Source organism: Novosphingobium sp. MMS21-SN21R, from assembly GCF_031846015.1.
Taxonomy (GTDB): Bacteria; Pseudomonadota; Alphaproteobacteria; order Sphingomonadales; family Sphingomonadaceae; genus Novosphingobium.
On record NZ_JAVRDU010000001.1, the window covers coordinates 2,781,251 to 2,793,823 of the forward strand.

The window sequence follows — 12,573 nt, forward strand, 5'->3', positions numbered from 1 at the left end:
GGCGTTTCAGTTCTTTCCAGCGTAGATGTCGGCGTTGAGATCGGTCCCGCCCGGCTGGCCATCGGCCCCCAGCGAGAAGATTTCGAACGGCTTCCCATCGCGACCTGGCACCTGATACTGGTAGGCGTGACCCCAAGGGTCGCTCGGCAAGTCCTTCACATAGCCACCTGAGCGGTAGTTCTGCGGCATCGACAGGTTTGCGGGCGGCGTCCTTAGCGCGGTGAGGCCCTCACCCAGTCCGGGGTAGCTCGCCATGTCGAGCCTGTACATTTCCATGCCCTGCTCCAGCGTCGCGATATCCGATCGCGCCTTCACCACCATCGCCTTGTCCTGACTTGGCAGAACATTGATCAACACAACGGTCGCCAGCAGCCCGATGATGAAAATGACGACCATCAGTTCGACAAGGCTGAAGCCGTTGCGGCGACGCTTGTCATCAGCATGGCGGGGGTTGGTCACGGTTTGGTCGGTCATGGTCACAGTCCGGTCAGGTTCTGGAGCTGCAGGATCGGCAGCAGGATCGCAAGGATGATGAGCGCGACGACCGTGCCCATAACGACGATGATCGCCGGTTCGAGCAGCGCCATCGCAGCAGCGGTAAAGGCTTCGAACTCACGTTCGAGATAGTCGGCGGCGCGTTCGAGCATCACGCCGAGTTGCCCCGCCGCCTCGCCGCTTGCCGCCAGATAGACCAGCAGCGGCGGAAACGTGCCCGCCTCGCGCAGCGCGGTGGAAAGCGATCCGCCCGCGCGCACTTTCTCGGCAATGCCCGCCAGCGACCTCGCCTGAACCGCGTTCGACACGGTGCGGGTCGACAGCCGCAGCCCGTCGACCAGCGGCAAGCGTGCCTCGATCATCGTGGCGAGCGTGCGCGCCAGCGAAGCCGCGTGGACATCGCGGATCAGTTTTCCGACGAACGGAATGCGCAGCAGCGATGCATCGAAACGCAGCTTGAACGCCGGATTGCGCAAGGCGCGCACAAAGCCTGCCACACCGAGCGCGAAGCCGATCAGCAGAGCCCACCACCAGGTGCTGAGGAATTGCGAAATCCCGATCACAACCCGCGTCAACATGGGAAGTTGGCGACTGGCGTTGTCGAACTGCTCGACTACGCGCGGCACCACCGAGATCATGAGGCCTGTCACCACGCCGATCGCCACGAGCGACAGCACAATCGGATAGGCCAGCGCGGCGATGATCTTGCCGCGCACTTGCGCCTGCCGTTCAAGCATGTCGGCCAGCCGGTCGGCAATCGCGGGCAGGCTGCCCGAGTTCTCACCCGCCGCGATCATCGCGCGGTAGATAGGCGGGAAACTCGGCTCCTCGCGCCGCATCGCCTCGGCCAGCGGAAGGCCCTCGACGATCCCGGCGTGGACGTTGGTCAGGATGGCCTGTGCCTTGACCTTCTCGGTCTGGCGCGAGATCGTCCGCAGCGTCTCTTCAAGCGGGCTGACCACCATCAGCGATGAAAGCTGGCGCGTAAACAGGGCCAGTTGCTTGGCCGAAAGCTTGGCGGCAAACCAGCTGGCACCGCTGGTGGACGTCGCGGCACGCCGCGCCGACGCTGCTGCATCGGGCGCCAGACTGACAACGAACCATTGACGCGATGTCAGCTTCTCGCGTGCCGCTGCTTCGCCGTTTGCCTCTATCGCGCCGCGCCGTTCGGACCCCTTGGGGTCGATCGCGTGATAGGCAAAGCGCGCCATCAGGTGTCGCGCCGCATGATCCGCGCGGCCTCCTCGGGGCTGGTCATGCCGTCCTTCACCATGCGCCGCACGGCCTTGGCCAGCGTAGGCGAATCCGCAAAGGCGCGGGCTGCAATTGTGGCTTCGTCCGCGTTGTCGTGGATCATCTGGCGGATCACGTCGTCCACCCGCACCGCCTCGAACACGCCGACGCGGCCCGCATAGCCGGTCTGGCCGCACTCCGCGCAACCTTTCGCCGTTTGCACGGTGCGCCCGGCCTTCATCCCGAGCACATCGGCCATGCCGGCATCGAGCACGCGTTCCTCGCGGCAATGCGGGCACAGCCGCCGTACGAGCCGCTGCGCAATCACCGCGCGCAATGTGGAGGCAAGCAGGAACGGCTCGACGCCCATGTCGCGCATCCGCGTGATCGCCCCTGCCGCGTCGTTTGTATGCACCGTGGACAGCACCAGATGCCCGGTGAGTGAGGCCTGCACCGCGATGTCCGCCGTCTCACGGTCACGGATTTCGCCGATCATCACCACGTCAGGGTCCTGGCGCAGGATCGCGCGCAAACCCGCCGCGAAGGTCAGCCCGACCTTGGCATTGACCTGTGTCTGGCCCACGCCATCTACAGCGTATTCCACAGGGTCTTCCACAGTCAGGATATTGCGCGCGCCATCATTCAGCCCGCGCAGCGCGGCATAAAGCGTGGTCGTCTTGCCCGACCCGGTCGGGCCGGTCACCAGCACGATGCCGTTGGGTTCGGCAAGCGCGCGGCGCAGTGTATCCTCCGCCTTCGGGTCAAGGCCGAGCTGGACCAGTGCAATCCCGGCGTTCTCCTTGTCGAGCAGGCGCATCACCACCCGCTCGCCCGCACGGTTGGGCAGGGTGGAGACGCGGACATCGACCAGCTTGCCGCCTAGGCTGAGCGAAATGCGCCCATCCTGCGGCATCCGGCGTTCGGCAATGTCCAGCCGCGCCATGACCTTGATACGGCTGACCAACACAGGGGCGACATGCGGCGGCATGCGCAGCTTCTCGGTCAGCACGCCGTCCACACGCATCCGCACGACCAGCGCGGTTTCATAAGGCTCGATATGTATGTCCGATACGCCCTGCCGCAGACTCTCGGCAATCAGCCCGTTGATAAGGCGGATTGCGGGCGCGTCATCGGCGCTGTCGAGCAGGTCTTCTGCGGTTGGCAGACCGAGCGCCAGCGGATCGAGCCCGTCGCCTGCGATGCCCATGTCGCCCACGACTTGCGCCGCGCCATCCTGCGCATAGACCTCGGCCAGCAGCTTCTCGAACTCGCCTGCCGTTACCTTGCGCACGGCGAGTGGCCTGCCGAGCACACGCCGCACTTCGAGCAGACCCAGCGGATCGGCCCCCTCGCGCATGGCCAGCGCTATAGTGCCGTTGTCCTCGCTCTCGACCAGCAGCCCATGATCGCGGGCGAAGCCGTAAGGGAGGCTCACCGGCGCACTTGCGTCCGGCAGGGCGACGCTGATTGCACCAACCAGCGGCTCGTCGACAAGATCGGGGGTGTCCTGCGCGGGCTCCATGACTCAGTTCTGCGCGCTGCTCGGCGGAAGTTCCGATTGCTCCAGCGGCCCGGCCGAGGCCTTGGGCCGGATCAGCGTGTCGCCCGGCGTGACCACCGCCACCTGCGCCTGCGGCGCGGCTGGCAGGGTCGCGCCCATGTAATCGACGATAAGCTCGTCAATGCCTGGCTCGCGCTTGGGATCGAAGTCCACCTGCGCGCCGCGTACTACGCCGTAACGCCGTGCGGCCAATGCCTGCCGGTCTGCGACATTGCGCAGGATCGTCGGGCGGATGAACACCATGAGGTTGGTCTTGACCCGGCTTTTGCCGCGTGATTTGAACAGCTCTCCCAAAACCGGAATGTCACCGAGGAACGGCACCTTTTCGAGCGTGCGCTGTTCGTTGTCGTCCAGCAGCCCGCCCAGCGCGACGATCTCGCGGTCGCCCACGGTGACCGTCGTCTTGATCTCGCGCTTGTTGATGATCAGTTCGTCGGACTTGCTCGATACCGTGCCCGCGATCGAGCTGACTTCCTGCCGCAGATCCAGCCGCACCATGTTGCCCGCGTTGATCTGCGGGGTCACGTCCAGCTCAATACCCACGTTCTGGCGCTGGATCGTGCGGAAAGTGTCGCTGAAGTTGCCGCTCGAAAGCGCCTCACCGGTCGAGACCGGGATTTCCTGACCGAACAGGATCGAGGCGGGAACATTGTTGTTGGTGGTGATGTGCGGAGTCGAAAGAATGTTGGAGTTCTTGTCGGTCTGCACCGCGTTGATCAGCGCGCCAAGATAGGTGTTGTTGCCAAGTTCGGTGAGGAAGCCGGTATAGGCCCCGCGCGCCGACAGGATCTTGGATGCTGCGTTCTGCTTGAGCAGATCGCCCGCCGTGCTGTTGGTCGTGGTTGTCACGGTGCTGCCGTTGACCACGGTGGTCGTCTGGTCGAGATTGTCGGCCAGCAGCCCGCCTGCAATATCTATGATGTTGGGCGAGGTGTTGGAATAGTTGGTGACGGCAAAGGGCTTGTCCTTGCCGCCGAACAGCATCTGCACGCCGAGTTCGCGCGCGACGTTGTTCGAGATCTCGACGATGATTGCCTCGACCAGCACCTGTTCCTGCGGAATGTCGAGTTGGCGGATCACTTCGCTGAGGCGGCGCTGTTCATCCGCTGGCGCTGCGATAATGATCGCGTTGGCACCGGGATAGCGCGTGATCGTGGCATTCCCGCGACCGTTGGCCAGCTTGATAGGGCCGTTGCCGAGCCCGCCCGAGGTAGCGCCAATCGGGCTGGCCGAGGCACCTCCCGTTGCAGCCGCAGGGCCAGTGCTGCCTTGCGTCCCCGCAGTCGACGTAGCACTGCCCCCTACGCCGCCAAGCGATGTCGGCGCCGCGCTGGCCGAAGCCACCTCGCCCCCGCCCGTGCCGCCGATCAGGCGTTCCAGCACCGGAACCAGCGCCGCAGAATCCGCATAGTCCAGCCACACTACCTTGATTTCGCCGCCGAGCGCCGCCTTGGCATCGAGCTGGCGCGCCATCGCGGCCATCTTGGCGAGCGTCGATGCATCGCCGCGCATCAACACGGCGTTGGCGCTGTCCACGGCCACGACCGTAGCGAGCGAGCGCCCGCCTTCGCCAGCGGCGGGCACCAGCTGGGTCAGCGCGGTAGCGATTTCACGGGCGCCGGCATGGTCGAGGATGATCGTCTGGGTGGTCGTGCTGTCCCGGTCGATGTCGGCAAGCAGCGCACGGATTCGGCGCAGGTTGTCGGCATAATCGACCACGACCAGCGAATTGCCCGCCTTATTGGCAGTAATCGCGCCTTCCTTGCTGATCAGCGGGCGCAAGGTTTCCACCGCCTGTGCGGCATCGACCGTTTTCAGGCGGACGACTTCGGTGACCATCTGGCTCTGCGCCGCGCCTCGGCTGCCGACCCGCGTGGGATTGGTCGCCGCGCCCTCGGCCGGCTGGATGCGGAATGCGCCGTTGCCTGTGGGCACGGCGACGAGTCCGTTGGCGCGAAGGGTCGAAAGGAACACCTCGAAATATTCCGAGCGGCTCAGCGGCCTGTCCGAGACAACGCTGATCTTGGCCTGAACCCGGCCATCGACGATAAACGTGCGGCCGGTGACCTCAGCCGCGTCGGCCACGAACGCCCGCACATCGGCGTCGCGCACGTTGAGCGTGTATTGCGCCCAGGCCACCTGCGGCACCGCAAGCGCAAGGGCAGCCGCTCCGAGGAGCATTTTCGAACAGGAAATGATGCGCAAGGTCATGGAGCCAATGTTATCGCGAGGGGAAGCTGACGATCACCGCGGCGAACGGTGACCGAGATCGAAGCGCCGGGCCGCATTGCGCCCGAAAACATGGCGGCATCGCCGGGGCCGGTCACCGGCTTGCCGTCCACCGCCGTAATCACGTCGCCCGGCTGAAAACCGGCCGAGCGGAAGACCCCGCCATCGCCGGAAGATAGCACTTCCAGCCCGACGACCTTGCCACCTTCGGCGCGAGGACCGAAGTTCACGCCGCGCCGCAAAGCCTCGATGCTGACACCCCCGCCCATCCCGCCAGCACCGCTTGCGGGCACAGCAACCGGATTGGCCGCGACCACACCTTGCGCGCTGGGCGCAGGACCGGACTGGTCGATGTAAAGCAGTTCACGCGCGCCGTTGCGCGAGAGTTCCACATGGTCAAACGCGACGCCTGCCAATGTCACGCCCGGCTGCACTTCCGCCCCGGTTCGGTAGACGTTCTGTATGCCGTCAGCGCCAGCGATGATCGCGCTTCCCCCACCACCGGGCGTCGCGCGCGTGGCAAACAGTGTCAGGGCGAGAGATGTGACCGCGCCTTGCCCAGCCGCAGTGGCGGCGGGCGGCGTGCGATTGAACGGGTCCAGACTGGCGAACAGCGCGGCCCGAGCCGTCGGCGCCATCTCGCGCACGGGCGTTGGCTGCCACGGGCCCAAGGGCGACACCGGCGTGACCACGGCCCACAGCAGCGCTGCGCCGAGAACGGCAATCAATGTGGCCAAAGCCCACCACAGCACCTCATGCAGCGGCGGCAATGCCGGACGAGCGCCCGGAATGGCCAGATTTACGCTTCCGAATCTCACGCGTGACCTGTCCTCCCCACGCAACACGCATAACCCGGTCCTGCCGATTCACAAACGCCAAGCGCAGATCGGCCGGGCGACCCGGGACGCTGGCAAAGGTGGCGGAACATTGCATGACTTCCTTTCACCATGGGTCCATGATGGCGCAATGCTACGCCTTCTGCCCGCTCAGGTGCACCGCGGTGCCCTTCGCACGGTTCACGCCCTGCGCCTGCGGTGGTGGCGCGTTTCGAAACGGACAGTGCGCGGATGCAATGTGATCGCGACGAACGATAGCGGCCACGTTCTCCTCGTGAGGCACACCTACCACAACCGCGAGACATGGATGCTGCCGGGCGGAGGACTTGCCCCGAACGAGTCACCGCTGACAACGGCAGCCCGCGAACTGGCTGAGGAAACCGGTTGCATCCTGTTGAATCCGGCACATCTTTGCACAGTCACGCTCGACCGGACCGGCTGGACCAACCTGATCGAACTCGTTGCGGGCGAGACACGCAGCGCCCCTTGCCCCGATGGCCGCGAGATCGAGGAAGCGCGCTTCTTCGATCCGCACGCCCTGCCTGCCCAGACCAGCGGTCCGGTTCGCGCGATGATTTCGCGCTGGCTTGGAATTCAGAACGGCAGTTCTGACTGAGCTGCAGAAACCGCGCCCGCATGTTCGGCCAGTTCCGGCTCCTCGCCTTCAAGCGCAGAGAGTGTCAGCCCCATCAGCCGGATCGGTTTGGCCAGAGGCAATTGCGCATCGAGAAGCTCGCGCGCGCAGAGCGCAAACTCGGCCTTTGTCGCAACCGGCCGCGGGAAAGAGCGCGAGCGCGTGATCGGGGTAAAGTCGTTGAACTTCATCTTCAGCGTCACCGTCCGACCGATTGCCCCGCTGCGTTCAATCCGCTCCCAAACGATCTCGATGATCCGCTCCAGCGTCTCGCGCAGCGCGCTGCCTGAGGAGATATCGCGCTCGAACGTACGCTCGCCGCCCACCGATTTCCTCGGACGGTCGGCCTTGACCTGCCGCAGGTCGATTCCTCGCGCGGCGCGATAGAGGTAATCGGCAAGACTGCCGAAGTTCTCACGCAGGAACGTCAGGCTCATCTCGCGCAAGTCGCCGCCGGTTTCGATTCCGAGCGCAGCCATCTTCTCGGCCCCGCGCGGGCCGATGCCGTGGAAGCGCCGCACGGGCAAGCTGGCGACGAAGGCGGTGCCCTCGCCCGGACGGATCACGCAGATGCCATCGGGCTTGTTCTGATCGCTGGCAATCTTGGCAAGAAACTTGTTGTACGACACCCCAGCGCTTGCGGTCAGGCCGGTCTCGGCTCGGATACGCTGGCGGATGAGATCTGCAATGCGGGTGGCCGAGCCGATCCCGCGCACATCGTCGGTCACATCGAGATAAGCTTCATCGAGCGAGAGCGGCTCCACGTGGGGGGTGTAGTCGAGGAAGATTGCGCGAATTTGCTGCGATACGGCCTTGTACACGTCAAACCGGGGCTTGCGGAACACGAGTTCGGGGCACAGCTTGGCCGCCCGCACCGATGGCATGGCGGAGCGCACGCCGAACTTGCGCGCCTCATAGCTTGCCGCCGCCACCACGCCGCGGTCCGACGATCCCCCGACGGCAACCGGCTTGCCGCGAAGCGAAGGCTCGTCGCGCTGCTCGACGCTGGCATAGAACGCGTCCATGTCAACATGGATCACCTTTCTGATACCCGTCGCCGTGCGATCCCGATCGCTGTCGTCAGGCGAAAACTCCATCGCAGGGTGATAGCCGATTTCGCAGCGCAACATAAAGGGTGGGATTCCGGAGCGATCTGGTCCAGATAGCTGTGATGCCCCATAGCAATTCCGCCGCCGCGACGCCTGCCAGAACGATGGGCACGCGCGAATCCATCGCAATGATGGCGCTGGTGATGGCGCTGCAAGCACTTGCGATCGATTCGATGCTTCCCGCACTGGGAGACATCGCCCGCGATCTGTCGGTGGAAGATCCGAACCGCCGCCAGCTTGTGGTCGGGTCGTTCCTGCTCGCTTCGGGCGTCGCGTCCCTGGTGCCGGGATCGCTGGCGGATCGCTATGGCAGGCGTCCGGTTCTGCTGATCTGCATCGGCCTCTACGTCGCGTTCTCGCTCGCCTGCGCTCTGGTCACCTCGTTCGACATGCTCCTGTTCATGCGGGTTCTGCAGGCCATCGGCTGCGGCGGCCTTGCGGTGCTACCCGCTGCGATCATCCGCGACCGCTTCGCTGGCGACCAGATGGCCAAGCAGATGTCGATCATCTCGGTCGTGTTCCTCGTCGTGCCGATGCTAGCCCCAAGCATCGGGCAGGTGGTGCTGCTGTTTGCCGGATGGCGCTGGATCTTCGTGTTCCTCGCGGTCATGGCCTGCGGGATGGGTGCATGGGTCGCCATCCGCTTGCCCGAAACGCTTGATCCCGAACATCGCCAGCCAATTCGGCCCGCATCAATCGCGGTCAACATGATCGAGGCCGCGACCAACCGCGCTTCAATCGGTTACGTACTTGGCGGCGCGGTCACGTTTGGCGGGATGATCGGTTATGTGAACTGTTCGCAGCAACTTGTCGGCGAGCATTTCGGCGCAGGTCCGATGTTCCCCGTGCTGTTCGGCTTCTCTGCCCTGATGATGGCGGTCGCCAACTTCTCGAACTCGCGGATCGTCGAACGTTTCGGCGCGAGGCGCGTATCACATACCGCCGTCATCGTGTTCATCGCGGTCAGCGGCTTGCAACTGTGGCTGTCCAGCCGCCCGGACGAGACGCTATGGCAGTTCATGCCGCTGATGGTCACCAACATGATCCTGATCGGCTTCATCGGGGCGAACTTCAACTCCATTGCGCTGCAACCGTTTGCCCGCACTGCCGGAACGGCCAGTTCGATGCACGCGTTCCTGCGCACGGTTATCGGCTCGCTGATCGGCATTGCCGTGGGCCTCGCATATGACGGAACCGCGTACCCTCTGGCTGTGGCGCTTCTGACCAGTGGTGTGCTCAGCCTGTTGCTGATCCTGTTCAGCGAAAAGGGAAAACTCTTCCGCCGCCTCCACCCGCCCGGCGCACCGCGGCCGGTGGTGTTCGAGCACTAAGGGTCAGGACCTAATACCTGCGCCTTCGAGGCGCCGGAATGGCGAACATATCGGGCGGATAGTCGCGCCGGGAAGGCTGGCTGCCTTTCCAAGCGAGTATCTGGCCGAGATGGAAGCCATTCCGGCGTCCCGCAGGGATTTGACCAAAATGGCCAGCTGCTGCGTTGGATGGGCTTGAAATAGAATGGCTATTCCTGCGCCCATCCGCCTTGCATCAGGCCATTTTGCTTCAAACCTCGAAGGCGCAGGTAATAGGTCCTGACCCTAAGACTCAGGCAGCATCCGCGAGGCTCGCCATGGCCTCGCATGCCGGGGCCGGACGACCGAAGTGATAGCCCTGCATGAGCCGAACGCCCATTGCCCGCGCGGTCTCGGCCTGGGCCTCGTCTTCCACACCCTCGATCGTGCAGTCGATGCCCAGCTGCCATGACAGTGATACGATCGTGCTGACCAGCGCCCGTGCACCGGGCTCGCTTGCCAGAGCCCGCGATAGCGCCTGATCGATCTTGATCATGTCGAGGGGCAGGCGATGGACCTGGCTGAGACTGGACCAGCCTGCGCCGAAATCATCGAGTGCAATGCGGAATCCTCGTGCACGAAATGCCTTCAGTTGTGCCTCGGCGCGTTTGGGGTCATCGATCAGCGCGCGCTCGGTCACTTCTAGAATGATCGAATGGGCAGGCGCGCCCGCAACGTCGACCAGTCTGGCCAAGGCATCGGCAGTGCCTGCGCGCATCAGATCACGCGGAGCGAGATTGATCGAAAGCGTTCGGCCCTGCTCCCAGGCGGAGCATTCGGCCAGCGCCCGGCCCAGCACCATGCGCGTCATTTCGCCCGTGCGTCCCGTCGCTTCGGCAAGCGCCATGAAGTCCCCGGGGGCAAGCCAGTTGCTACCGTCCGGGCTCCACCGGGCAAAGGCCTCGAAACCGGTCACCCGCCCGTTTTCGGCAGCGATGATGGGTTGGTAGAGCAGGCGGATACGCTGCTCGAAATCGCTGTCGTTGAATTGCCGGGTAATGGCGGCCCGGCCTTGAAGCTCCGCCTCGTCGTCGGGGCTGAACACGATCACCGCGCCGTCTGCCTGCTCCTTGGCCTTGTAGAGCGCGGCATCGGCGCGCTCGAGGCAATCGCTGGCGCTGCGTCCTGTTACCCGGTGCACGCCGACCGACCCCGAGAGGCGCAGCACCGCGCCGCCATGGAGAACCGGCGCGCGCAGCGATTCCGACAATTCGCCGGCGAGTTGCCGGACAGCCGCTTCACCAAGCGCGGCATCGATGATCACCGCGAATTCGTCACCGCCCAGCCTGCCGCAGCACTGCACGCGCTCAATCATTGCCAGACGTCCGGCAACAGCAGCCAGAACCGCATCGCCTGCGGCGTGGCCATAGGTGTCGTTGATATGCTTGAACCCGTCGAGGTCGATCAGCGCCAGCCATGCAGCGGCTGTGCCGGAGTGCCCGGCTGACAGTTCCTCATCAAGGCGGGCGAGAATTGCCCGGCGATTGAGGGCACCGGTCAAGGGATCGATCGTCGCCTGGACGAGATTGTCCTGCGCCAGCCGCGCGGTCTGTCGTTCGCGGCGGACCAGTTGTTGCCGTGACAGTTCCAGCCGCACGAAATCGCGGTGGTGTCCGTTGGTGATCAGCAGCAGTGCCGCAGTCACGAAGATCTGCACAAGCACGACCGGCACCGCATTGGGGTGACCGCTGAACAGGATCTGCCCCGTCGTCGGGATTGTAACCGCCAAGGCGATCCGCAAGGCCGTGAGTGGCGCATGGCCGAGGCTGAGAACGCCGGAAAAGAGCGTGACCGCAACAATATAGTGGACGAACGACTGCGCTGACTCGTCCCCATAGGAATAGAGCATCATCACCCAAAGCGCGTAAAGGAAGCCCGAAGCTGCTCCCACCCAGCTCATCGCGCGCAAATCTCGGCGCAGAATGGTCAGTGACCGGCTCTCGACATGGTGCGGCATCCAGTAGGCCGCTCGCCACAGAGCAAAACCGCCGAGTGCAAGTGGCCCGAACAGGGAAAGCCAAGCGGGCGCCGTGTTATGGAAACGCAGCGCCATCAAAACGCTGTCGAAAACGACGACGAGATAGAGCAGCGGCAGGCGTAGCGAGAGGCTGCGGGCATAGGCGCGGGTAAAGCTGTCGCCCTCACGCTGGTTCCAGCGACCGCCGAATCCGCGCACCAGACCGCCGAGCAAATACCTCGGCAATGCCATTGCGCCAGAAACTAACGATCCCGTCTCCATCAGACGACATTAGGACTGGCAGGTTAACATGGCGTAAGGGGAAGCCCCATGACGAGGCGGGGCCTTCAGGGCAGTGGAGCGGTCAGGATGACAGGGCTGCGACGAGCGCCTTGACCTTCTTCTGCCGCCATTGCGGCAGGGGTGCGACAAGCCAATATCCTTTGCGGGAAGGCTCAGGCTCGCCGAGCGCGGTAACGCGCCCCGAGGCGAGCGGCGCCTCGGCCAGTTGCAGCGGCACATGGGCGCGGCCAAGGCCTGCCCGTGCCGCGCTGATCGCGGTGCCTGCATCGCCGACCGAAAAGCCGACGTCACCACCGCCCGGAACCGGATCGCCCGGCCAGCCGATCCACGGACAGTCGGCAGGCGCATCGGGCGCTGCCACCGTCACCATTTTCGCGGCGCCCAGCGCCAGGCCCTCGAGGTCGCCCGGACCTTCTGCCCAGCGCACCGCCAGATCGAGATTGGCTTCGGTAAAGTCGATGTCCGCATCGCCGCCGACAAGAGAAAACCGCATCTGCGGATTGCTGGCACGAAACGCAGCGAGGCGCGGCGAGAGCCATGCGGCGAAGAAATCGCGTGGGCATGCGATGGTATAGACGTGGCTCGATTGCCCCGCCTGAATGGCCTGCACACCTTCCTCGAAACGCAGAAACCCCTCGCGAATCGCGTCGAGACCTGAAATCGCCTCATCGGTGAGTTCAAGGCCCTTGGACGTCCGCCGGAACAGGACGACGCCAAGCAGGTCCTCCAGCGCTCGGATCTGCTGGCCCACCGCTGCCGGAGTTACCGCCAGTTCATCAGCCGCGCGGGTGAACGAAAGGTGCCGCGCCGCAGCGTCGAGCACGCGCAGGCCGTTGAGGGGAAGATGTGTCCGTTTCATGCTGGCCC

Annotated in this window: 10 protein-coding genes; 2 read left to right on the forward strand and 8 right to left on the reverse strand. The window is 64.7% G+C overall.

The window, feature by feature from the left end:
* Window positions 1-6: 6 nt before the first annotated feature.
* The 5 genes from gspG to RM192_RS13405 are packed head-to-tail and all read right to left on the reverse strand — an operon-like array spanning window position 7 to window position 6,336.
* A complete protein-coding gene (gene gspG / locus RM192_RS13385) occupies window positions 7-474 on the reverse strand; it encodes a type II secretion system major pseudopilin GspG (protein ID WP_311508045.1) in 468 nt (155 codons plus the stop codon).
* Between the two features lie 2 nt (window positions 475-476).
* Window positions 477-1,706, reverse strand: a complete 1,230-nt coding sequence (gene gspF, locus RM192_RS13390; protein WP_311508046.1) for a type II secretion system inner membrane protein GspF — start codon at window positions 1,704-1,706, stop codon at window positions 477-479.
* Entirely contained in the window at window positions 1,706-3,250 is a 1,545-nt protein-coding gene (gene gspE, locus RM192_RS13395; RefSeq protein WP_311508047.1) for a type II secretion system ATPase GspE, read from the reverse strand. Before gspE ends, gspF begins: the two co-directional genes overlap by 1 nt.
* 3 nt (window positions 3,251-3,253) lie before the next feature.
* Entirely contained in the window at window positions 3,254-5,470 is a 2,217-nt protein-coding gene (gspD, locus tag RM192_RS13400) for a type II secretion system secretin GspD (protein WP_311508048.1), read from the reverse strand.
* A 26-nt stretch (window positions 5,471-5,496) separates the two neighbouring features.
* Window positions 5,497-6,336 carry a type II secretion system protein N gene (locus RM192_RS13405; protein WP_311508049.1) on the reverse strand — a complete coding sequence of 280 codons (840 nt, stop codon included), beginning with the start codon at window positions 6,334-6,336 and terminating at the stop codon, window positions 5,497-5,499.
* Window positions 6,337-6,592: 256 nt separating this feature from the next.
* On the opposite strand from RM192_RS13405, the gene RM192_RS13410 reads away from it, so the two are divergent.
* Window positions 6,593-6,970: an NUDIX domain-containing protein gene (locus tag RM192_RS13410; protein WP_311508050.1), complete on the forward strand. Its 378-nt coding sequence runs from the start codon at window positions 6,593-6,595 to the stop codon at window positions 6,968-6,970.
* Here RM192_RS13410 and dinB read toward each other — a convergent pair.
* Window positions 6,949-8,085, reverse strand: coding sequence for a DNA polymerase IV (dinB, locus tag RM192_RS13415; RefSeq protein WP_311508633.1), 1,137 nt, complete (start codon window positions 8,083-8,085; stop codon window positions 6,949-6,951). The two genes, RM192_RS13410 and dinB, sit on opposite strands and share 22 nt — an antisense overlap.
* A gap of 74 nt (window positions 8,086-8,159) precedes the next feature.
* Here dinB and RM192_RS13420 point away from each other — a divergent pair, with 74 nt between their 5' ends.
* Complete coding sequence (locus RM192_RS13420; protein ID WP_311508051.1) at window positions 8,160-9,428, forward strand: multidrug effflux MFS transporter; 1,269 nt, start codon at window positions 8,160-8,162, stop codon at window positions 9,426-9,428.
* A gap of 271 nt (window positions 9,429-9,699) precedes the next feature.
* Here RM192_RS13420 and RM192_RS13425 read toward each other — a convergent pair whose 3' ends face one another.
* Together RM192_RS13425 and RM192_RS13430 are read right to left on the reverse strand one after the other, a co-directional pair.
* A complete protein-coding gene (locus RM192_RS13425; RefSeq protein WP_311508053.1) occupies window positions 9,700-11,655 on the reverse strand; it encodes an EAL domain-containing protein in 1,956 nt (651 codons plus the stop codon).
* A 112-nt stretch (window positions 11,656-11,767) separates the two neighbouring features.
* Entirely contained in the window at window positions 11,768-12,565 is a 798-nt protein-coding gene (locus tag RM192_RS13430; RefSeq protein ID WP_311508054.1) for a LysR family transcriptional regulator, read from the reverse strand.
* Between the last annotated feature and the right edge of the window lie 8 nt (window positions 12,566-12,573).